16 protein-coding genes are annotated in these 20,264 nt (G+C 67.6%); 10 read left to right on the top strand and 6 right to left on the bottom strand.

What is annotated here, in order from left to right; genetic code table 11:
• Positions 1–113: 113 nt before the first annotated feature.
• The 4 genes from HUA76_RS44460 to HUA76_RS44445 all read left to right on the top strand — a co-directional run bounded on the left by HUA76_RS44460 (position 114) and on the right by HUA76_RS44445 (position 3,712).
• Positions 114–806: a hypothetical protein gene (locus HUA76_RS44460; protein ID WP_254614907.1), complete on the top strand. Its 693-nt coding sequence runs from the start codon at positions 114–116 to the stop codon at positions 804–806.
• A gap of 156 nt (positions 807–962) precedes the next feature.
• On the top strand, positions 963–1,742 hold the full coding sequence (locus HUA76_RS44455) for a DNA/RNA non-specific endonuclease (RefSeq protein ID WP_174464391.1): 780 nt from the start codon (positions 963–965) through the stop codon (positions 1,740–1,742).
• Between the two features lie 708 nt (positions 1,743–2,450).
• Positions 2,451–3,170 carry an SDR family oxidoreductase gene (locus tag HUA76_RS44450; protein WP_174458317.1) on the top strand — a complete coding sequence of 240 codons (720 nt, stop codon included), beginning with the start codon at positions 2,451–2,453 and terminating at the stop codon, positions 3,168–3,170.
• Positions 3,171–3,184: 14 nt separating this feature from the next.
• Positions 3,185–3,712, top strand: coding sequence for a lipocalin-like domain-containing protein (locus HUA76_RS44445; protein ID WP_217440974.1), 528 nt, complete (start codon positions 3,185–3,187; stop codon positions 3,710–3,712).
• Positions 3,713–3,799: 87 nt separating this feature from the next.
• On the opposite strand, the gene HUA76_RS44440 is transcribed toward HUA76_RS44445, so the two are convergent.
• Complete coding sequence (locus tag HUA76_RS44440) at positions 3,800–4,243, bottom strand: hypothetical protein (RefSeq protein ID WP_174458316.1); 444 nt, start codon at positions 4,241–4,243, stop codon at positions 3,800–3,802.
• Positions 4,244–5,001: 758 nt separating this feature from the next.
• Here HUA76_RS44440 and HUA76_RS44435 point away from each other — a divergent pair.
• Positions 5,002–6,798 carry a matrixin family metalloprotease gene (locus HUA76_RS44435; RefSeq protein ID WP_174464390.1) on the top strand — a complete coding sequence of 599 codons (1,797 nt, stop codon included), beginning with the start codon at positions 5,002–5,004 and terminating at the stop codon, positions 6,796–6,798.
• A 93-nt stretch (positions 6,799–6,891) separates the two neighbouring features.
• Here the strand turns inward: HUA76_RS44435 and HUA76_RS44430 are convergent, their stop codons facing one another.
• From HUA76_RS44430 to HUA76_RS44420, 3 genes are all read right to left on the bottom strand, one after another.
• Positions 6,892–7,602 (bottom strand): hypothetical protein, encoded by a 711-nt coding sequence (locus tag HUA76_RS44430; protein ID WP_174464389.1) that lies wholly within the window; start codon positions 7,600–7,602, stop codon positions 6,892–6,894.
• Positions 7,603–7,714: 112 nt separating this feature from the next.
• Complete coding sequence (locus HUA76_RS46680; protein ID WP_174458313.1) at positions 7,715–8,779, bottom strand: HEAT repeat domain-containing protein; 1,065 nt, start codon at positions 8,777–8,779, stop codon at positions 7,715–7,717.
• Between the two features lie 87 nt (positions 8,780–8,866).
• Positions 8,867–9,748: an AraC family transcriptional regulator gene (locus HUA76_RS44420; protein WP_174464388.1), complete on the bottom strand. Its 882-nt coding sequence runs from the start codon at positions 9,746–9,748 to the stop codon at positions 8,867–8,869.
• A 58-nt stretch (positions 9,749–9,806) separates the two neighbouring features.
• Between HUA76_RS44420 and HUA76_RS44415 the strand changes: the two genes are divergently transcribed.
• Positions 9,807–10,784 carry a PD40 domain-containing protein gene (locus HUA76_RS44415; protein WP_174464387.1) on the top strand — a complete coding sequence of 326 codons (978 nt, stop codon included), beginning with the start codon at positions 9,807–9,809 and terminating at the stop codon, positions 10,782–10,784.
• 91 nt (positions 10,785–10,875) lie between these two features.
• Here HUA76_RS44415 and HUA76_RS44410 read toward each other — a convergent pair whose 3' ends face one another.
• Both HUA76_RS44410 and HUA76_RS44405 read right to left on the bottom strand, forming a co-directional pair.
• Positions 10,876–12,408: a hypothetical protein gene (locus HUA76_RS44410; protein WP_174464386.1), complete on the bottom strand. Its 1,533-nt coding sequence runs from the start codon at positions 12,406–12,408 to the stop codon at positions 10,876–10,878.
• A gap of 130 nt (positions 12,409–12,538) precedes the next feature.
• The gene (locus tag HUA76_RS44405) at positions 12,539–14,077 is read right to left on the bottom strand and encodes a hypothetical protein (protein WP_371823623.1); all 1,539 of its coding nucleotides are present in this window, start codon (positions 14,075–14,077) and stop codon (positions 12,539–12,541) included.
• 600 nt (positions 14,078–14,677) lie between these two features.
• On the opposite strand from HUA76_RS44405, the gene HUA76_RS44400 reads away from it, so the two are divergent.
• From HUA76_RS44400 to HUA76_RS46675, 4 genes are all read left to right on the top strand, one after another.
• Positions 14,678–15,844 (top strand): FIST signal transduction protein, encoded by a 1,167-nt coding sequence (locus HUA76_RS44400; protein WP_174458309.1) that lies wholly within the window; start codon positions 14,678–14,680, stop codon positions 15,842–15,844.
• 7 nt (positions 15,845–15,851) lie between these two features.
• Positions 15,852–18,449 (top strand): ATP-binding protein, encoded by a 2,598-nt coding sequence (locus HUA76_RS44395; RefSeq protein ID WP_254614906.1) that lies wholly within the window; start codon positions 15,852–15,854, stop codon positions 18,447–18,449.
• Positions 18,450–18,817: 368 nt separating this feature from the next.
• Positions 18,818–19,516 (top strand): TIGR02269 family lipoprotein, encoded by a 699-nt coding sequence (locus tag HUA76_RS44390; RefSeq protein ID WP_174464385.1) that lies wholly within the window; start codon positions 18,818–18,820, stop codon positions 19,514–19,516.
• 3 nt (positions 19,517–19,519) lie between these two features.
• On the top strand, positions 19,520–20,248 hold the full coding sequence (locus HUA76_RS46675; RefSeq protein WP_174464384.1) for a double-CXXCG motif protein: 729 nt from the start codon (positions 19,520–19,522) through the stop codon (positions 20,246–20,248).
• Positions 20,249–20,264 lie beyond the last annotated feature (16 nt).

Raw genomic sequence — 20,264 nt, 5'->3', positions numbered from 1 at the left:
CCCAGGCCCGAGAACATCGACTCAAGGAAGCTCGCCAGCTCTCCCTCCAGTCGCTTCAACTGCTTCGGCGTCATGCAGGGGGAACACTTCGCCCACCCTCACGCATTCTTGAAGTGACCAGGTCGTACTATGCGCCCTACGCTGACGGTCATGTCCTTCGCGCCTCCGACACCACGAACCGCTATGTGGTGGCGGGTGGCGCGAGGTTCCTCATTCCCGCTGGGGAGTGGATCCACTACGTCTTCGCCCCCTCGGTGACGCAGCCCCAGGCCACCATCAACACCTATGAAGTGATTCCCAGAGACGGCACGCTGATCCGCGAGCTCAGCGAGACAGCCATCTACGTCGTGGTGGGCGCGAAGGACTGGTGGGTTCCGAATCCCACGGAGCTGGGCTTCTGGGATGACACCACGAGCGTCAACAACGTCCCGACCGGGTCGCGGGACGTCTTCCCCATGCTCGTGTACAGCGCGCTGATCCAGGACCGCACGTCGAGCGACATCTATCTCTTCGTCGCGGGCGCGGTGTTCCCCGTCACCACCCCCGCGGACCTCGCCTACTTCGGCGGCTCGTCCGCCGTGAAGGTCGTTCCCCTGGGCACGGTGGGTCAGTACACCAACGAGGTGTATTGCGGAACGCTCCTCCGCGAGCGCTCGAGCAGCACCGTGTACTACATGGGGTATCGCTCCAGCTCCCCCACCATGTGGAAGGGCGAAGTGACCGGAGTCACCGCGGATGGCGTCGTGCCGGATGGCGCGCTCTCCTCGTTCCCGCTGCTCCCCGGCATCCCGTCCTGCATCTGGTAGTGCGCTGACTCCGAGGGGGCCGGGAGTTCGCCGGCCCCCCCTTCTCCGTGGAGCCACGCGGCCGCAGTTCGCCAGAAATTCACGTATTGCGACTCTCCCTTTCTTGGTAAACAAGTCAACGAAACATTGAAACCGACTCAGAAAGGACCCAAGAGAATGCGCGCGCTGAACAAGCTCTTCGTTGCGGCGGTGTTTGTCCTGATGTCTGGCGGCTGCGGAGTCACTGACACGGACCTGGGCGGCGATGGGGCCGCCCATCAGCTCGAGCAGGACTTCGGCGGCCCGAGCGGTCTCATGGAGTTCTTCGAGCACCACACGGAGGAGGAGATCCGGGGGGCGCTGAAGCAGTACGGCGTCGGCTACGTCATCCACGGGGAAGTCTCACAGGCAGCCATCCGCGACTGCCCGAAGTACTTCCCGTCGGCCGACCGGAACATCTGGCACAACTTCGACGGCGAGTACTACTTCATCGACACGGCGGGCCGACCGAGCCGGGCGTACAAGAACCTGCCGCCCATCACCGCCGCGCCGCGCGTCGACTCCTGTCAGACGACCGTCGGGCAGTGGGGCGACGCGGAGAACTCCAGCAACGACTATGACGGGGGACACCTCATCGGCTCGCAGCTTGGAGGATGGGGCGGGCGGGCGAACCTGGTGCCTCAGGATGCCAACTTCAACCGTGGCAACTGGGTGCAGCTCGAGAACAAGATGGCCAAGTGCGGGAGCCTCCCGAGCGGCCGTATCCGCTACACCATCGGCGCGAACTACCCGAACTCCACCACGCTCATCCCCAACAACATGACGATGGAGCTCAGGAACCAGTCCTCGGGCGCCAGCGTGTCCCTGTCCTTTTCGAACACGGACGGCGGCGGTACGAGCGGCACGGCCACGCGGACCCGGGGCGTGGACTGGCTGACCAGCCAGGGCTGCAACTGAGTAGACCGTCGCAGTCGGACGCTATTCGCGCGCTTCACAACCGCGCGCAGGGAAGTCTGGTGTGCAGGCACCCTCCCGCGACACGCACGGGGGGGTGCTCGGAGCGAACGCGGTGGGACGGACATCGGCGAGGGCCGTGAGGACTGACGCCGTGTCGAGCGCCACCCTCTGAGTGCCGGGCGACGCGCGGACCCCTGGGGACGATGAGTCCGAGTGGGCCGCGCCACAGCCCGTGTTGCTCGGCGACAGCAGCGCGAGGCCCGTGAGGCAGAGGGAATACAGCGCGCAGTCGACGACGTGTCGCAGGAGATGCACCGAGGCAGGTCTTTCGCGAGAGGAACCGCGGCCCAGTGCAAGTGGAGCGCCACGCGGCCTCCCGTCAGGTGTCGTGCAGGCACGTCCTCGCGTCGCGTGCGCGAGGGACGCAGCGCGCAGGCAGGGCGTTCCTCCAGGACGCACACCTCCCGCGATGTGACAAAGCCGCCCTCTGACGGGAGCGGCCGGCCAGGACATGCGCCGGGCCACGCACGCCGCAAGAACGACTCTCCGTGCTGGTACCTGTCCCTGGCGGAAGTCCGCGACCGCGCCACGGCGCCGCCCGAAACGAGCGCCATGAAACCCCATTGACAGGTTACCGTTTCTCGAACATACCTCCGTCCGTAACCTTATTATCGGGTTACGGAGTTCATCCGACGCGGAGGCGCACCCATGCAGTTGGAAGGCAGGAAGGTGATTGTCGTTGGGGCTGGCTCAGGCATCGGCCGGGGCGTGGCCATCGTGGCATCCGAGGCGGGCGCCCACGTGGTGCTGGCGGGCCGCAAGCGCGAGACACTGGAGGCCACCTCGGAGTTGATGAAGGGCCCCCGCGAGGTCCGTGTCCTGGACGCCACGGTGGAAGCAGAGGTGGCGGCCTTCTGTGAAGGGGTGGGCTCCTTCGACCATCTGGTGAGCACCGTGAGCCAGGGCGCCGTCGGACCCCTCTCCGGACTGGGCGCCGCCGCCATCGAGCGAGCCTTCGCCGCGAAGCTCTGGGCTCCCCTCTTCCTGGTGAAACATGCCGCGCCGCGCATCTCCCCGGAGGGCTCCTTCACCTTCTTCTCCGGGTTCCGCGCCTGGAAGCCCGCTGTCGGAACCTCCATCACCAGCCTGGTCAACGGAGGGCTCGAAGCCTTTACCAAGGCCATGGCCGTGGAGCTGGCGCCGGTGCGGCTCAACGCCATCTCTCCGGGCGTGGTGGACTCCGGCTCCTTCTGGGACCGGCTCGGCGCCGAGGCCCGCGAGCGGCTCTTCGCGGACTACGCCAGCAAGGCTCCTGCCCGCCGCGTGGGGAGGACGGAGGACCTGGCCGCCGCCACCCTCTTCGCCATGACCAACCCCTTCCTCACCGGCACCGTCCTCAGCGTGGACGGCGGCGGGGTGCTGATGTGAACGGACGAAACCCGATGACTCGAAGCCCATTGCGCGCCCTCCCCACCGTGTCCCTGCTGCTCCTGGCGGTGTTGCTCCCCTCACGCGAGGCGGACGCCGGGGAGAAGTCCTTCAAGGAGCAACTCGTGGGGTCCTGGACGCTCGTCCTGGTCGACAACGTGCTCCCGGATGGGAAACGCGTGCAGCTCTACGGTGCCGAGCCCCAGGGCCTCCTCATGTTCGATGGCCAGGGGCGCTACTCCATCCAGATCCTCCGAGCGGGACGCGCCCGGTTCGCATCCAGCAACAAGAACCAGGGGACACCGGAGGAGAATCAGGCCACCGTGCGCGGGACCAACTCCCACTTCGGCCGGTACTCGGTGAACGAGGTGGAGCACACCGTCACCTTCCACATCGACCACGCCTCGTTCCCGAACTGGGAGGGAACGCAGCAGCGGCGCACCTTCACGCTGACGGGCGACGAGCTGAAGTACATCGTCCCCGCGCCGACGACCGGTGGAACGGGCGCCGTCGGCGAAGTGAAGTGGAGACGCGCGAAGTAGCCGCGACGCCCGCGAGCACCCTCCCCTTTTCGTCCCGGGGGCCTGCCTCTGGACCAGCAGGTGGCGAGTTCCCGCCGATGAGGCGTGTCAGCCGACCAGGAGGCGAGGCTGATCGACGAGGTGCTCCGTGTTGGACTCGTTGCTCGACCGCTCCCGCCTCGCGTTGGGGCGGCGGGCCACGACAGGGGCGCTCCCGCCGAGCCAGTCCCACTTCTCTCCGTCCCAGAGCTGCTCGCGCCAGGTGAGCTGTGCCGCGGCCTCGCGCGCCTTGTCTCCGTGCGCGATGAGCGCCCAGCCCGCGCGTGACTGCTTGCACTCACCACTCTTGAACTTGAGCAGGCGGCGGTGCCCCTGGGCTTCCTCGCGGTCCGCGTCCCAGAGCGCCTGCTGCTTGCCGCCCGGCCCCTCGTAGTCCACGCCGTTCCACTCACACCAGGCGATGACGTCCTTGAGCCGGACCAGCTTCGCGCTCCTCGACAGCGAGAGTTCCGTCACGGCCGCCACGAGGAGGCCTGGGGAGATGACACGCATGGAAGAAGCCCCGTTGCAGGTCAGCGAATGCAGCCAACCTACTGCGGCGGTATAGGTGGAAGGTCCATGGCGACTCCATGCCTTTGTCATGGTTCTGTCATGGCGCACTGAGCGCTTGACTCACGGCGTTGAAATCAGCGCGCGGCGTCATCGCACGACGCACTCCGACAGGGCCCGCGAGCCCCCACTGCCGGTGGCACCGGCGCGCAGCGAGGGTGAGGGCCGGACTGGTGGCACAGGCCGAACACACCTGGAGTCCACGAGCCATCCGCGGCCCCCGTCCTCCCGGAGTGGTGGCTGGAACCGACTCAAGCGGTGATGGGCTGTCTGCCAAAAGGCGTGCGCTCACGGGCTTCAATCGAAGACTGTGATTGCCCATCTCCCTGCCCTTCCTGGATACCCTCCGCATCCACTGACCGGGTCGGGCCCCTCTGGGGTGTTCTCATCCTCGGCACGAAGACGGTGAGGGCTGCCTGAGACGGTGGGTGAGGTCATGGGGGCTCGAAAGACTCGGACGGAGCCTCGGGGCGCACCCCCGCGAGAACGAGGGACTGTCACTTTCATGGAGTGCTAGCATCCGCCGCCGCCGCGCCGCCAAGGCTCGCACTCCCTCCCGCGTCGTGAGCTGGCGCTGGGAGTCAGGTGGGGTCCTGGCGCGCTTCGAGGGTGGGGACTGAATGAGCACAGGTCGTGTGATGGGATTCAAGGCGCGTTGCGCCCTGCTTGCGGTATGGGTCTGTGTCCTGGGGGGGTCGTGTGTGAAGCGCCCCGTGGACTACGCGCGGGAACATGCACAAACCCTCGCTCCAGCGAAGCTGGAGACTTCGTCGCAGTCATCGGCGGGTCCGGTTCGGAAGGTTCGGGTCCGCGTCTACGCGGATGCGGACTACCGGGAACAGGTGATTCGCTGGCGAAGCAGCATCGTGTCCCAGTTGCAACGCGCGAGCGCGGTGGTGCGAGGGCCGCTGGGCGTTGTCTTCGAGCTCGAGTCGACGCGCGAGTGGGCGCATCGCGGCGTCGAGGGCGAACTGGAGGGCTCCCTGGCCGCGCTGGAGCTGGCGGACCCGGGTGAGGACGTGGACCTGGTGGTGGGCTTCGTCTCCTCGCTCAAGTTCTTCTCCTCCGCGCAGCATGAGCTGGGCATGGCCCGGATGTTCGGGCGCCACTGTGTGCTGCGCGAGATGGGAAACCCGGAGGAGGTCCGCGCCATGATGGAAGCGCTGATCCACCTGCCAGCGGACGAACAGCAGACGCTCTACCAGCAGCGCAAGGCGCACAAGGAGACGTCCGTCTTCCTCCATGAGTGGGCGCACACACTGGGGGCCTTCCACGTGCGCAGCTCGCACTGGATGATGTTCCCGAGCTACGCGCCGAATCAGGCGGCCTTCGCGTCGCAGACCCTGGCGTTGCTCGCCACCAGCCTTCGCCATGCGTCCGCGGGTCGTCGAGATGACGAAGCCGCGCGGGCCTGGGCGACCGAGCTGGGTGGGCAACTGGCCTCGACGACCTCACCGGACTGGGAAGGTCCGGAGAAGCAGGCCGTGGTCGACTGGCTCGCGAAGGTCCGCGAAGGCAAGGCGCCGCTGGTCCAGCACGAGCCCAAGACGACCCTGTCGCCGGACGACCGGCGTCGGCTCAACGAAATCCTCGCGCTCGAAAAAGAGGGGCGTGTCGAGGTCGCCGCCCAGCAGATGGAGCCCCTCGCCCGACGCTACCCGGAGGACGCCCACCTCCAAGGTCTTGCCTGCTACCTGGACACGCGGGTCGCCCCCAAGCTGCCGGCGACCCGCGAGAAGTGCGAGTCCGCCGCCGAGAAGTTCCCCGACCAGGCCGCCGCCCTGCTTCAGCTCGCCGTCCTGGAGCTCCACCAGGAGCGGCACCTGGAGGCGCAAGGTCACCTCGTGCGCGCGCGGCAGCGGATGGAGGCGAACCCGGGAACGCCGCCAGAAGCCTGGGGAGACCTCGCGGCGCTCTTCAAGCAGTCCTCCGCGCTCACCTGGGCCGAGCAGGCCACCCAGAAGATGGGCAATGGGGCCCGGACCGAGCCGTTGCGGACGTGGGCCCTGCAGGCGCGACGATGGATGGCGCTGCCGGTGGATGCGTCCGTGAGCGGTGTCGCGGTGGAGCGGGAGGGAGAGCTCATCCGCGCGGTGAAGGACGTCGAGGTGTACCTGGACAAGGGGCCGGCGACGAAGGCGCAGGCGCGGCTCGCCTGGCTGAAGCGGGAATTCCCGCGCGCGGCGGTGCAGCACGTTCTCGACTGCGAGGTCCACATGCGCGCGGGCAGGTCGGGGCCCGCGCGCGCGGCATGTCGGCGGGCGGTGGCCGCGCATGAGGAGGCGGTGCAGGCACATTTCATCCTCGGCTGGCTGGCCTCCACGTCCGGCCCTCGCGAGGAAGCACGGACACACCTGGAGCGCGTCGTGACGCTGGAGCCCCAGCACATGGAAGCGTGGCGACTCCTGGCGGACCAGTACCGTGCCGTGGGGATGACGGAAGCGCTGAAGTCGCTCCAGGGGCGGTATCGCGAGCGGTTCTCCCAGGAGCTGCGCTGACGCGCGACGCGCCGATAGAAAGCGGAAGCGGGCCCGGCTGGCGTTCCAACAGGACGCCCCGGGCCCGCGGTGTTTCCTGGCGCCAGCGCCGGGCTACGGAGTGCCGGGCACCGTGAAGGCGAAGCGGATGTACTGCGAGTTGGTGCTGGAGCTATGGGCGACGCAGCTCCGAGCCACGCTCGACGCGGGAATCGCGATGTTGAGTTGCTGCGTGTCGGAGTACGTCACCGTGGCGCTCACCGGCGAGCCATTGCAGACAATCTGCCCCACCGAGAATCCGTTGACGCAGCTGAGCGAGTTGAAGCTCGCCGTCCCGATGCTCGGGTTCGAGCTGGTGAAGTTGGAGTAGTAGAGCTCCAGGTAGTGCAGCCCTCCCGCCGCGCCCCGGTCCACCGCGCTCCCCACCGGAAGGGCGGCACAGGGACACCCCTGGGGACTGGTGTTGGACTGACACTGCGTCGCGTTGACCGTTCCCCCACCGCAGAAGCCGCAGCTCAGGTTGCAGACGAACGCGATGGCGGAGAAGCCCGCGGGGCACCCCAGCCCGCATTGCGTGATGGTTCCGCAGTTGGGCGTCACCGCGCACGTCGTCGCGTTCGAGTTGTTGAAGTTGCAGGCCAGCGCGCCACAGGCGAAGCGATCACAGTAATAGGCCGTGGGATGCTGCCCAGGCGGACAGCCAATGCCACAGATGGCCTGCTCGGAGCTCTCCTCGAAGGACGCCTCGTCCTCCAGGTTGGAGTCGGTGCCGACACAGCCCACCAGGAGGGATGCCAACAGGACACAGCCAAGGTACTTGAACATGGGTGCCTTTCCGCGCGAACGCGAAGGACGCCCGTTCAGTCAATCCCAATCCGAGCGCCTGAATTCCATTTTATCATGAAATTCATGCATTCTCTGCCGGAAGGCATTTCCTTCAAGTATTGCGCGGGAGCAACTCATGGAGGGCCTCGGCGACGAGCCCCTTCGCGCCCCGCGCCGCCGCCGCCAGCGTGTCGCGGATGCGGCCGAGGGTGGCGGGCTCCACGCCCTCCAGCGCGCTGAGCGCGGCGCCGACCTTGTCCGGGTTCTCGGCGGACGCCAGTTGGGCTGCCAGGAGCGAGGCAGCCTCCTGGGGAGGAGCCCCGACGCGCAGCAGGGCCACGGCGGCGCAGGCAGCCACCGCGGGGCTCTCATCCTGGAGGCGCTTGCGCAGCGCGGCCACGGTGGACAGCGAGGACAGGCGCCCCAGGCCCAGCAGGGACACCGCCTCCAGGCGGACGGGCGGCTGGGGGTCCTCGGCCGTCTTCAGCAAGACGGGCTCCAGGGAGGCCAGCTCCGGAGCGGGCTTGCCCTCTCGGCGGCCCTCTTCCACCAGGCTCCGGAGCGAGGTCAGCGCCAGGTACTGCCGCGTCCCCTCCGCCCGGCTCACCTGGTCGAACAACGCGGGCAGGGCCACCTCCGGCGCGGCGGAGGCGAGCGAGCCCAGCGACTCCAGCGCGGCCCCCGCCACGGACTCCGAGTCGTCCAACACCGTGAGCAGGCGAGGAAGCAATGACACCGCCGCCTTGCCCACGCGGCCCACACAGCCCGCGGCGACTCGACGGACCGAGGCCTTCGCGTGGCCCAGGGCTCCCTCCAGCGCGCTCAGCGGCAACGGGGCTGCCCGGTAGAGGTTCGCGATGAGCAGCGCCGCTTCATCCAGCTCGGGCGCATCAACGTCGATTCGAGCCACCGCGGTCAGCACCGCCTCCAGCGCGGGCTCGGCCAGTTGCACCTGCGGCGGCCACCAGGACGTCTGGAGCAGGCGGAGGATGGGACCGTGGGCGGCCGAGCCAGCCCGGGCCAGCTCCTTCACCAGCAGTTGTGCCGCTCGCTCCCGGACCGCCTCATCGTCCGCGCAGAGCGCCTCGCCCAGCACTTCGAGTGCCGCCGCCACGTCCTTCGGGTTCGAGGTGGAAAGGCGGGATACCCACTCATCCAGGGGACGGACACGGTTCACCAAGGCTCCTCGAAGAGAATCACCCGGGTGGTACCACGGGCGGGTGCGCCGAGGGTGCCAACCGTTCCCTTGCGGCGGAACTGTCCGTCAATCCCCTGCACGCGAGCGATAGGCACGAGGCGAGACGCCGAACGCTCGCGTGAAGCTCGCCGTGAAGTGGGACAGGTCACCGAAGCCGGCCTCCAGGGCGACGTCAGTGACTCGAGCGCGCGTCATCCGCAGTGCCGCCGCCGCCGCGCGAAGCCGCGTGGCGATGACGAACTGTCGAGGTGTCTGCCCCGTCATCGCCCGGAACACGCGCAGGAAGTGGAAGCTCGCGAGCCCCGCGACATGGGCCAGGGTCTCCAGGGAACAGTCCTCCGCGCTGTGGGTCTCGATGTAGCGCAGGCTCCGCGCAATCCGGCGCGCCTGCGGCTCCGAGACCGCCAGCGACGCCTCCCCTGGCTCACACCCCAGCGTCAGCGCCGTCCCCATCACCGTCAGCGCCGCCTCACGCAGGGCCTCTGCTTCTCCACTCGCCAGGGCGTGATGCGTGAGCAGGACGGCCTCCGCCGAGGCGACCGAAGCGGGGATGCAGACCCGCTCGAAGGGACGCTCGACATGCGCGTGGCGCCCCAGCGAACGCAACGCATCCTCCAACAGCGACTCCGAACAGTCGAACACGATGGAGCGGTCTCCCCCATCATCGACATGCCGGTACTCGTACGGGGCGGAGCGGTTTCCCAGCAGCAATGCTCCGGGCCCCACCACGGCGGCCCCCTCGCGAGCACGGACATGGAAGACACCTGACAACACCACGCTGATCCGGACGCGAGGATGCTGACCGCCGAAGGCAGGGCTCCCCGCGCCCTCCAGACAAACACAGTCCCTGACGTCGAAGGCCTCGCCCTGCCCGAGCAGGTGATAGCCACCAGGGCGCCCGGGCAGCGTGGACGGAGCCGACGCAAGATTCCCAAAGTTTCGCCTCATGCCCGGATGCTACCGCTGACCTCCCAACGACGGAATGCACGTCCAGGAGGGACTGACGATGACCGGAAGGCAGTGGATGCGAGGGGTTCTCGGAGTGCTGAGCCTCACGACGCTGGCATGTGGCGCCCATTCGGGACGCACGGCGACGCCTCGCGCCGCCTGTACGCCCGAGCTCTACGGCGCGGGCCTCTTCACCACGGGCGCCTGGGACTTCTTCATGGCCTTCTCGCCAGACCAGCGCCGCGTCCTCTTCGGGAGGGCCGACGACAGCTTCGAGCGGTACACGATGTACGAGACGCGGCTCGGGGACGACGGGGTCTGGTCTCGCCCCGTGCTCCCTCGCTTCGCGGACCAGTGGAGCAACGCGGATCCCCACCTGTCGCCCGATGGGCGTACTGTGTACTTCATCTCCAATCGTCCCCAGCCCGGCGAGCCCGGTCCGCGCGCGTCGTATGACATCTGGGCCGCATCCCTGGGCACGAACGGCAAATGGGAAGACGCACGAAGACTGCCCGCGCCCGTCAACGACGCGAGCCTCGACGAGTGGTCACCCGCGGTCGCCGCCAACGGCAACCTCTACTTCGGAGGCGAGCGCGTGGGCACGCTCGGAGGGAGCGACCTCTGGGTCTCCCGTTGGGTCGACGGCGCATACCAACCGCCAGAGAACCTGGGCGCGGCCATCAACTCCACGGTCCACGAGCTGGAGCCCTGGATTGCTCCGGACGAGAGCTATCTGCTCTTCAGCGCCCTGCGCCGCGCGGACGGGCTGGGAGGTTATGACCTGTTCCTCAGCCGCCAGGTGAACGGCACCTGGGAGCCCGCGCGGCGCCTCTGTGAAGGGCTGAACACGCGCGCGAGTGAGTACAACCACAGCGTGTCTCCCGACGGGAAGTGGCTCTATTACAGCAGCACCCGCCCCTTCACGGGGGACGTCGGCGAGCGCTTCGACACGCCTCGGGACGATGGCTCGCTCAAAGGCATCGGGAGCGGCACCGGGGACATGTACCGCATCCCCATGAGCGAGCTGGGGCTGTAGGTCAGTCGTTCGGGCATGAGCCTGGGTGAAGACCTGACGAACGAGGCGGCCTCCTCGGAAGGAAGCCGCCTCGCGGCCATGCTCCGTACGCCTACTGCAACGCGCTCGCAGGCAGCTCGACCACGTACGAATCGATGTCCGTGTCGCTGCCATTGCCCCAGTTGGAGTTGAAGAGCACCCGCGTGAAGTCACGGTTGACGCTGGCGACCGGCTCCGTCCAGTAGCCGTTCGAGGCGGTGCGGTGGTGCGCGAGCGTGTAGACCGTCGGATTGGCCTTGAGCTGCACGGCCATCACCTTGCGGTGCAGCCACTGCTGGGCGCCACCGTAGTCGGCATAGGTGCTGACCACCACCCAGCCGGGTTTGGCGAACGCCTTGCCGGAGATGTGCAACGCCGTCGCGGTGCCGCTCACGTACGTCGGGAACAACGCCGTGCGAACACCCGTGCGAATGTTCAGCATGAACACGTCGCCCGCGTTCGACTGGTAGTCGACGGCCACGAAGATGTCGTCGCCATTGGCATCCAGCGCGATGTCCGAGTGCTCGGACTTCGAGAGCAGTTGGGTCTTCGCGCTGAAGTCGCGCGAGAACGCCGCCGTGCCCCGCGCACCGTCGCCAGACACCACGCAGTAGTTCCCGCTGGGGGACATGCTCACGTGGTCGGGACGCTCGCCCAGCGTGTCATACGTGCCCAGGATGGTGTTCGTGTCGCGGTCCCAGGTGAACACGCCGACACTGCTCCACTCGCTCGTGTCGACCATGAAGCACCAGTAGCGACCATCCGCGGAGGGAGAGCCCTCCGACTTCGTCCAGGCCGCGTTCGCCGTCGGCCAGCGGGCCTTCAACCGCGCGGCAAAGTCCCCCACGACGCGGGTGGCCCCGGTCGTGACGTTCAGCTCGTGGAGCTTCATGCCGACGCCGTTGGTGGGCAGGTAGTACAGCAGGTCCGGGCTCGTCGGGTGCCACTGCGGCTCCGCGTCCCCAGCCGGACCCGACAGCTGCTTCAGCCGCGCACGGGTGTTGGCGTCGTACACATGCCAGGCCCCGTCCAGGGCGTACACCAGCTGCTTCGTGTTGTTCGCGTTGAAGGCCTGACGGCGCGAGTAGTCGTTTCGGGCAAAGCCGGAGACGCCATCCGCGGCGTGGTCGGTGGTCCGTACGAGACACGTCTTGTACGTGGGCTCCGTCACCGCGACGCCCTTGGCGGGCTCCGCCAAGGTGGGAATCGGGTGGGCCTGACGAACGCTGGAGAGCGCGAACCCCGAGGGATAGAACGTAGCACACGCGGGGCTGAGCGCCGGCTCCGGCACCGGCTGAATCTTGCGCTGGCACGTCTTGAACCTGCCGGGCGCCGGGTCCGGATTGAAGAAGCAATACACACTGCCCGCGGCCAGCTCCTTCGTCACCCAGGTCTCGCCGAGTCCAAACCTGACGGTCGACGGCTGGGTCAACGTGAACGACTGATACTGGTTCGCGACCGTCTCCCATCCCTCCGGGGCGAGCGTCGAGTCGACCGCCCCGGGGAGTGAGCCAGGAGGGACACCGCCCTCGTCCGCTCCGCCGCCGCAACCCATCAACGCCAGACACACCAATGCCATCACGTCATGCTTCAATGCAGGACTCATGTTGAACGCTCCTCGTTGAGTGGAGACCACGGCACCGCGCCACGCGCGGACACGCGTGGGCCAAGGGTTCGGACTGAAGAAGCGGGCCCCCTACCCGCTCGAGCGCGGGGGCCCCAAGTGCGCCGCGTCGTTACTGCAGCGCGTTCGCCGGCAGCTCGACCACGTACGTGTCGACGTCCGTATCGCTGCCGTTGCCCCAGTTGGAGTTGAAGACCACCCGCGTGAAGTCGCGGTTGACGCTGGAGACGGGCGTCGTCCAGTAGCCGTTCGGCGAGGAGCGGTGGTGCGCGAGCGTGTAGACCGTCGGATTGGCCTTGAGCTGCACGGCCAGCAGCTTGCGGTGCAGCCACTGCAGTGAGCCACCACCGTCGCTATAGGTGCTCACCACCACCCAGCCCGGCCTGGCGAACGCCTTGCCCGAGACGTGCAACGCCGTCGCGGTGCCGCTCAGGTAGGTCGCGAACAGCGCCGTGCGCACGCCCGTGCGCAGGTTCACCATGAACACGTCCCCCTCGTTGGAGCCATAGTCGATGGCCACGTAGACATCCTCGCCATTGACATCCAGCGCGAGGTCCGAATGCTGGGAGATGCCGAGCAACTGGGTCCTCGTGCTGAAGTCACGCGAGAACGCCGCCGTTCCCCCCGCCCCGTCGCCGGACACCACACAGTAGTTCCCGCTGGGGGACATGCTCACGTGGTCGGGCCGGTCGCCGTGGGTGTCGTACATGCCCAGGATGGTGTTGGTGTCGCGGTCCCAGGTGAACACGCCCGCGCTCACCCAGTCCGTCGCATCGACCATGAAGCACCAGTAGCGACCATCCGCCGAGGGGGAACCTTCCGCCTTCGTCCAGGCCGCCATCGCGGCCGGCCACCGGGCCTTCAGCCTCGCGGCGAAGTCACCCACGACGCGGGTCGCCCCGGTCGCGATGTTCAGCTCGTGGAGCTTCATCCCGATGCCGTTGGTGGGCAGGTAGTACAGCAGGTCCGGGTTCGTCGGGTGCCATTGCGGCTCCGCGTCCCCGGCCGGCCCCGACAGTTGCTTCAGGCGCGCGCGGGTGTTCGCGTCATACACATGCCAGTACCCATCGAGGGCATACACGAGTTGCTTCGTACTGTTCGAGTTGAAGGCCTGACGGCGGGAGTAGTCGTTCCGGGCAAAGCCGGAGACGCCGTCAGCGGTATGGTCCGTGGCGCGTACGAGACACGTCTTGTAGGTCGGCTCCGAAACCGCGACACCCTTCGCGGGCTTCGCCAATGCGGGAACGGCGGGGGCCTGACGAGCGCTGGAGAGCGCGAAACCCGAGGGGTAGAACGTGGCACACGCGGGGCTGAGCGCCGGCTCCGGCACCGGGTTCTGCTGCGTCTTGCGCTGGCACGTCTTGAACTTGCCGGGCGCCGGGTCTGGATTGAAGAAACAATACACACTGCCCGCGGCCAACTCCTTCGTCACCCAGGTCTCGCCGAGTCCGAACCGGACAGTCGAGGGCTGGGTCAGCGTGAACGACTGATACTGATTCGCGACCGTCTCCCAGCCCTCCGGGGCGATTGTCGAGTCGACCACTTCAGGGATGGATTCTGGAGGCACGCCGCCCTCGGGCACCGCTTCTCCGCAGCCCATCAAGGCGAGACACACCAACGCCACCGCGTTGCACTTCGAATCAGGATTCACGTTGAGTTCTCCTCGTTGTTTCAACTTCGAAACTTCGACGAGACTATTCGTGAATAATCTGACCTTCAAGCCTTAGCTGTCTTTCTTGGATTATGAGATATGCGCTGTTTCACTCTGCGGAATGACTGTAATTGCCGCCGTGAGACGAGATGCCCGGCGCGACCCTCCGGTTGTGCAACCTGAATCGCAAAGCAAGCGTCAGACCAACCAGGGGGCGCAGCCCACCCCTGTGAAAACAGGTCGCTCATGCCCGGTGCGACAGGCTCATGGGGTGGACTGCTCCCCCCAGACTGCCGGGTGGTCCCCTCATTCTCGGCCCCGGCGGCGACACCGGCACGCACGGAACCGCGAATTGCGTCTGACGCGATGTTTACAGCATGCGCATACCAACAGTTTCTGAGATGCATCTCGACAGGGATGACGCTCCAGCAGGCCGGTCCGCCACCAGAACCGTCCGGAGAGTGGGAGTGCCACCACGGGCCCGACTGGCCGGCTGGCGTTCTCCGCACCACCCTGGTCGGCACCCGCCTTCCAGGCGAGGCATGCGAAGCCGCCGGGTCCTGCAAGCGCGCTCGCGAATGAATATCGATTCCAGAGCCCATGTGGATCCAGATCGGAAAGAGCAACTCACCCGATTGCGAAGCCGCCGCCCATGAAGCCATCCAGGAGGCGCTTCGCGAAGGGGATGACGCGCGCTTCGCCCTCGTCCTGTGCACGGACCAGTACGACGCGGCGTCCCTGGCGTCCGCGGTTCAGCGGGAGCTGGGGGATATTCCCTGGGCCGGGTGCAGCGCGGCGGGCGTCTTCGCGGGAGCCGAGCTGTTGCTCCAAGGGCTGGTGGTCGCGCTCTTCCGCGGGAAGGACTTCCAGGTGGGCGTGGGAATGGGCGGGCCCGTCAGCGAGGCCCCCAGGCTGGCCGGACGCTCCGCGGTGGCGCAAGCCGTCGGAAAGCTGCCCCCCAAGCCCCCTGAACATCGGCGCGCGTTGATCATCCTCCCAGACGCGCTCAGCGGAAACCCCACCGAGGTCGTACGAGGGGCTCAGCAGGAAGCAGGCGCGGGCATCGGCTGGGTGGGTGGCGGCGCTGGCAACAACCTCCAGCTCGTCAAGGCGGCCCAGTTCACCGAGGGCCAGGCCTACCGGGACCAGGTGGTGGTGATTGCCCTCGACACCCTGGCCCCCATCGGCGTCGGGATTCAGCATGGGTGGCATCCGTACGGCCCACCCACCCAGGTCACGAAGGCCCGAGGAGCGACCGCTGTCGAGCTCGAGTACGAGTGCGCGTTCGAGGTCTACCGGCGCACCGCCGCGAGTCGAGGAGACGTGCTCGACGAAAAGGGCTTCGCGCGCTTCGCGATGACGCACCCGCTGGGGATTCCCCAGGCCAATGGGGAGTTCGTGATTCGAGACCCGCTCGCCGTCGAGCCCGACGGCGCTGTCCGCTGCGTCGCAGAGGTTCCGGACGGCTCGCTGGTCCGGGTGATGGAGGGCGAGCGCGCGGACCTGCTCGACGCCGCGGCCCGCGCCGCCACCCTGGCGCGGGAAGCCACCTCAGGCACGCTGGGCGGCGCGGTGGTGTTCGATTGCATCTCCCGGTACCACATCCTGGGCGAGGAGTTCCGCGACGAACTGGCGCGCTTCCAGGATGCACTCGGGGAGGACACCCCGGTCGTGGGCTGCCTCACGCTCGGCGAGGTGGGGGCCCTGGGGGGAGGAGTTCCACAGTTCCACAACAAGACGGCGGTGGTGCTCGCCCTTCCGGGGTGATGGACCCATGCGGGACATGGTGGACCACGAGGCGAACACGGACCAGAAGCTCACCGAGGAACGCCTCGCGCTCCTGAGTGTGCTCCAGGAGCTCACCGTCGCGGCGCTCGACCTGTTCGATCCGAACAAGTCCGCGGACACCTTCCTGGACCGTCTCGCGGAGCGCTTGAGCTGCACCGTGGCCCTCTGGCTCCAGGAGGATGCGCGGGGGCGGGTCCATCTGCTGGGCGCGAGCGGCCTCTCCGCCGCCTCCCGCCGCCTGCCGATTCCGGGTCCCCTGGAGCAGCCCCTGGCGCCATGCCCCGCCTCGGTGGACCTGCCCTACCCGGAGCTGACCTCGCCGGAACTCGCGTGCTGGTCCGTGCCCGTCATCCCCGGAACGACAGACGCGGGACGCGGAACCAGCGTGCTCCTGCTGTACTTCGACCAGGAGCCTCGGCTGCCGCGTCAGTACCGGGGCATGGTGGAGCGCCTCGGCGGCGTCCTCCGCACCGCGCTCGTCCACCGGCGACTCTTCGCGCGCACCCTGGACAGCGAGCGCGACCTCCACCAGCAGAAGACGCTGTGGGAGTCCCTGAGCGAAGCCTCCGTCGAGGGCATCCTGATCTCCTCCCCTGGCGGCGGGACGCTCACGCACAACCGCCGCTTCGCGCAGATGTGGGGACTGGAAGAAGACATCCAATCCGCCTCCCGCGAGGCCTTGCTCCGCGCGATGGCGGAGCGCGTGGAAGAGCCCGCACGGTTCACCGCGCGCTCCCGCGCCTTCTCCGAACACGAGAACGCGTCGGGACAGGACGAACTGCGGCTCAAGGATGGCCGGGTGTTCGAGCAGTACAACGCCCCGGTGGTGAGCGAGGACGGTGTCTATTATGGGAGGGCCGTCTACTTCCGGGACATCACCGCTCGACAGCGCACGGAGCGGGAGCTCCAACGTGAGCGCGACTTCAGCTCCACGGTCCTGGATACGGCCCGCGCGCTGGTGATTGTGCTGGATCCAGAAGGGCGCATCGTCCGCTTCAACCGGGCGTGCCAGGAGGTGACGGGCTTCTCCTTCGAGGAGCTCCGCGGTGCGTATTTCTGGAAGCGGCTCCAGCCTCCCGAGGAAGCCGCGCGCGTCGAGACGGACTTCGCCGTGCTGGCCTCGGGCATGGGGAACGAACAATACGAGAGCTTCTGGCTGACGCGGGACGGAGAGCGGCGCCTCATCTCCTGGGCCAGCAACGTGCTGCGTGGCGAGACGGGAGAGATTGAGTATGTCATTGGCACCGGCATCGACATCACCGAGCAGCGCCGGGCCGAGCAGGAGCGCGACCAGACGTTCCAACGCGAGCAGCAGGCACGCGCCAGGGCCGAGGAGCAGGAAGGGAGATCCGCGTTCCTGGCGACGGCCTCCGGAATGCTCGCCGGCTCGCTGGCCCCCGAGGACTCCTTGCGGAGCGTGGCGGAGCTGACCGTCCAGCGGTTCGCGGACTGGTGCGCGTTCGATCTCCTGGAGCCGGATCACACGGTCCGGCGAATCACGCAGGCCCAATCCGAAGCGCTTCTCGCCAGGTCTCCGGCGAAGGTCTATCCGCCGCCACCCGACCTCAAGGCAGCGCAGGGCCCTGGCAAGGTGCTGCGCACCGGCGAGCCGGCGTTCTTCCCGATGGGAGACACCTCGGCGCCCTCGGGAGACGTCCCGTTCCAGTCCTGGATTTCAGTGCCGCTGCTCGCCCGGGGCCGGACGCTCGGCGCGCTCACGCTCGCCCGCGAGTGCGAGGGCTGCCAGTACGGCCCGGCGTCGCTGGTCCTCGCCCAGGAGCTTGCCCGCCGCGCGGCGATGGCCGTGGACAATGCCCGGCTCTATCAGCAGGCCCAGACGGCGATCGGCCTGCGCGATGAGTTCCTCTCCATTGCGTCCCACGAGCTGAAGACCCCGGTGACGTCCCTTCAACTGTCCGTGCAGGGCCTGCTGCGCCTCTCCCGGCTGGGGACGCTCCGTGCCGCGCCGATGGAAACCGTGGCCCACTCGCTCGAAACCATCGAGCGACAGGCGAAGCGGATGGCCAAGCTCGTCACCACGCTGCTTGATGTCTCACGCATCCATGCGGGGCGGCTCGACCTCGAACTCGAGGAGGTGGACCTCGCGGCGCTGGTCCGCGACATCGCGGCGCGCTTCGCCCCCGAGCTGGCCACCTCGGGAGCCCGGCTTCGAGTGCATGCCGACACGCCGATGCCTGGCGTGTGGGACCGCTCACGGCTCGATCAAATCGTCACCAACCTGCTCGCCAACGCCATCAAGTACGGCGAAGGAAGGCCCATCGACATCGCGGTCGAAGGCAACGCCGCGACAGCGCTGCTGGAAGTGAGGGACCAGGGAATTGGAATCCCACCGGAGCGACAGACACGAATCTTCCGGGCTTTCGAGCGTGCGGTGTCGTCGCGACATTACGGAGGTCTGGGATTGGGCCTCCACATCGTGAGCCAGCTCGTCGAAAGGCTGGGCGGGTCGGTTCGGGTCGAGAGCGAGGCCGGACGTGGGTCCACCTTCACGGTGGAGCTTCCGCGTCAGGGCCCTCCCGTGCCCCCGTTCACCGCGAGCCGTGGGGCGCCAGACCGTGTCTGACGGATGCAGGTGGCGCAAGTAGGAGAAGATGCGCGCCACCTGCACCATGGCGAGGTAGTTGACGGCGGGCTTGTCATAGCGAGTGCCAGTGGCTTGCTTGTCCTTGAGGTGCCCGACAACGCGCTCGATGACGTTGCGCTGGCGGTCGAGGCCCAGGTCAAATCGAGCACGGCACCGCGCCGCCGCTTGCTGGCGAAAGCTCGGAACGCCCTGCGGAACCGGGGCAACTTCAATCAAGCACGCGCGCATCTGCCCCGGACAGGAATGTTGGAGGTCGGACGGAGTCGAAGTGGACGCGGCTGCACGGTTGCAAACGGTTGCGTCATCGTCTGCCAAAGCGCGGCCTCGAATCGGCGCGGGGGGAGCCCATGAGTCTGAAGACAGTGACGTGGATGGCGGTCCTGATGACCGCATGCGCATCCATGCCGGAGCAGGTCGGCGACGCAGCGTTGCTCGACAATGGCGTGGAGGACTCCGCGGATTCCTGCGCCAGGTCGGCAGCGTCCGGGGAGGAAGGCGGATGCTATGCGCCCGCCTGTGGCGAGGAGGCGTGTGGACTGTTCCGATGCGAGGACCTCGCGTCGCCTCCGCTCGCGCTGCGGTTTCCACCCGCGCAGACTGGCGGCGCTACAGCCCGCATTCAGCGGTACTGGGGTGGCGCAGTGCCGTTACCAGGGCGGCAGCCCGTCTTCGTCATCCCATGGTACCAGCGCGAGGAGCTGCCGAGCGTCAAGGCGGCGCGGAAGGCCATCGCCGAGTGGACGAGGAGGCCGAAGGAACGTCACCACATCTTCCCCCGCGCCTTCGCTGGGTACTTCGAGTTCGTCGGCATCAACATCCACCAGTACACTCTGCTGGTCGCGGTCGATGAACACCATCGAGTCCACGCGGGCGAGAATGGTGGCCCGTGGAATCGGGACTGGAGGAAGTGGATTGATGCGAACAGGTTCACGGCCACGCGCGACGACCACTTCAAGCAGGGGGCGCGGATGATTTCAAAGTATGGGCTCATCGGAATGCCAATGACGTACTGGCAGACCCTGCGGCTGTACTCCGCCGGAGAATGAGTGATGCGGTACTACACACTGCAGGAACGCGAAACGGTGCGGTGGAGTGGGGGGTACGACATGGGCAGGCGCTGGCAGCTGCCCGGCGTTTCGTGCCCCACATGCGGCAACACGTGGGGAGGAGGAGGCTACGACTACCCAGCAGTGGATTTGTCGAAGCTCGGTGGGGGAGCAAAGGCCCTTGAGCGCCCACGGTGCGTCCCGTGGGCCGAATTCACGGCGCTGCGAGCGAACGTGTTGCCGCTGGTGCCGCGCGGCGCGGTGGTGACGCCGGGGTCGGGCTTTGGCCCGTTGACGGGGCGGGCACAGGGACGGTTCGGTCCCGTGAGCGTCCACATGCCGTGGACACTGCTGGTGCGACCGGACGTCGTGCGGTGTCTCGACGGACTGACCGGAGCTGTCCCGGTCCCAGCGACTTTCCGGCGTGCTCGGAGCGACGGCGAACTGTTCGAGTTGCAGGTGATGCCGGGCGGCAAGCTGGTTGGCGAGGACCGCCACAAGCCGTGCACGACCTGTGGACGTGCCAGCTGGGTCCTTCCGCCGCCCGAGAGGCGGCGCCTGGCTGTTCCACCATCGACCGATTTCGCCCGAGCAACAGCGAGTGTAGTGGTTGTAAGCGAACGTGTTGTTGAGCAGCTTGAGCGGCAGTTGGAAGAGTCCGACGTCGTCGCGCTCGATGTGAGTGGCTCACCAGGGTACGCGAGGCGGTCCAACGTCGTCCCGCCCGCATGATGTCGGGGACTGAAAC

Source organism: Myxococcus sp. CA056 (assembly GCF_013336715.1).
GTDB classification, from domain to species: Bacteria; Myxococcota; Myxococcia; order Myxococcales; family Myxococcaceae; genus Myxococcus; species Myxococcus llanfairpwllgwyngyllgogerychwyrndrobwllllantysiliogogogochensis.
Note: the sequence above shows the minus strand (reverse complement) of the source record. Positions and strands in the feature narration are given on the sequence as shown.

What these genes read in the sequence shown, in the direction of transcription:
- HUA76_RS44455 (WP_174464391.1), top strand. Translation starts at nt 963, where the DNA reads ATGCGCGCGCTGAACAAGCTCTTCGTTGCGGCGGTGTTTGTCCTGATG.
- HUA76_RS44450 (WP_174458317.1), top strand. Translation starts at nt 2,451, where the DNA reads ATGCAGTTGGAAGGCAGGAAGGTGATTGTCGTTGGGGCTGGCTCAGGC.
- HUA76_RS44445 (WP_217440974.1), top strand. Translation starts at nt 3,185, where the DNA reads ATGACTCGAAGCCCATTGCGCGCCCTCCCCACCGTGTCCCTGCTGCTC.
- HUA76_RS44440 (WP_174458316.1), bottom strand. Translation starts at nt 4,243, where the DNA reads ATGCGTGTCATCTCCCCAGGCCTCCTCGTGGCGGCCGTGACGGAACTC.
- HUA76_RS44430 (WP_174464389.1), bottom strand. Translation starts at nt 7,602, where the DNA reads ATGTTCAAGTACCTTGGCTGTGTCCTGTTGGCATCCCTCCTGGTGGGC.
- HUA76_RS44420 (WP_174464388.1), bottom strand. Translation starts at nt 9,748, where the DNA reads ATGAGGCGAAACTTTGGGAATCTTGCGTCGGCTCCGTCCACGCTGCCC.
- HUA76_RS44415 (WP_174464387.1), top strand. Translation starts at nt 9,807, where the DNA reads ATGACCGGAAGGCAGTGGATGCGAGGGGTTCTCGGAGTGCTGAGCCTC.
- HUA76_RS44410 (WP_174464386.1), bottom strand. Translation starts at nt 12,408, where the DNA reads ATGAGTCCTGCATTGAAGCATGACGTGATGGCATTGGTGTGTCTGGCG.
- HUA76_RS44400 (WP_174458309.1), top strand. Translation starts at nt 14,678, where the DNA reads ATGTGGATCCAGATCGGAAAGAGCAACTCACCCGATTGCGAAGCCGCC.
- HUA76_RS44395 (WP_254614906.1), top strand. Translation starts at nt 15,852, where the DNA reads ATGCGGGACATGGTGGACCACGAGGCGAACACGGACCAGAAGCTCACC.
- HUA76_RS44390 (WP_174464385.1), top strand. Translation starts at nt 18,818, where the DNA reads ATGAGTCTGAAGACAGTGACGTGGATGGCGGTCCTGATGACCGCATGC.
- HUA76_RS46675 (WP_174464384.1), top strand. Translation starts at nt 19,520, where the DNA reads ATGCGGTACTACACACTGCAGGAACGCGAAACGGTGCGGTGGAGTGGG.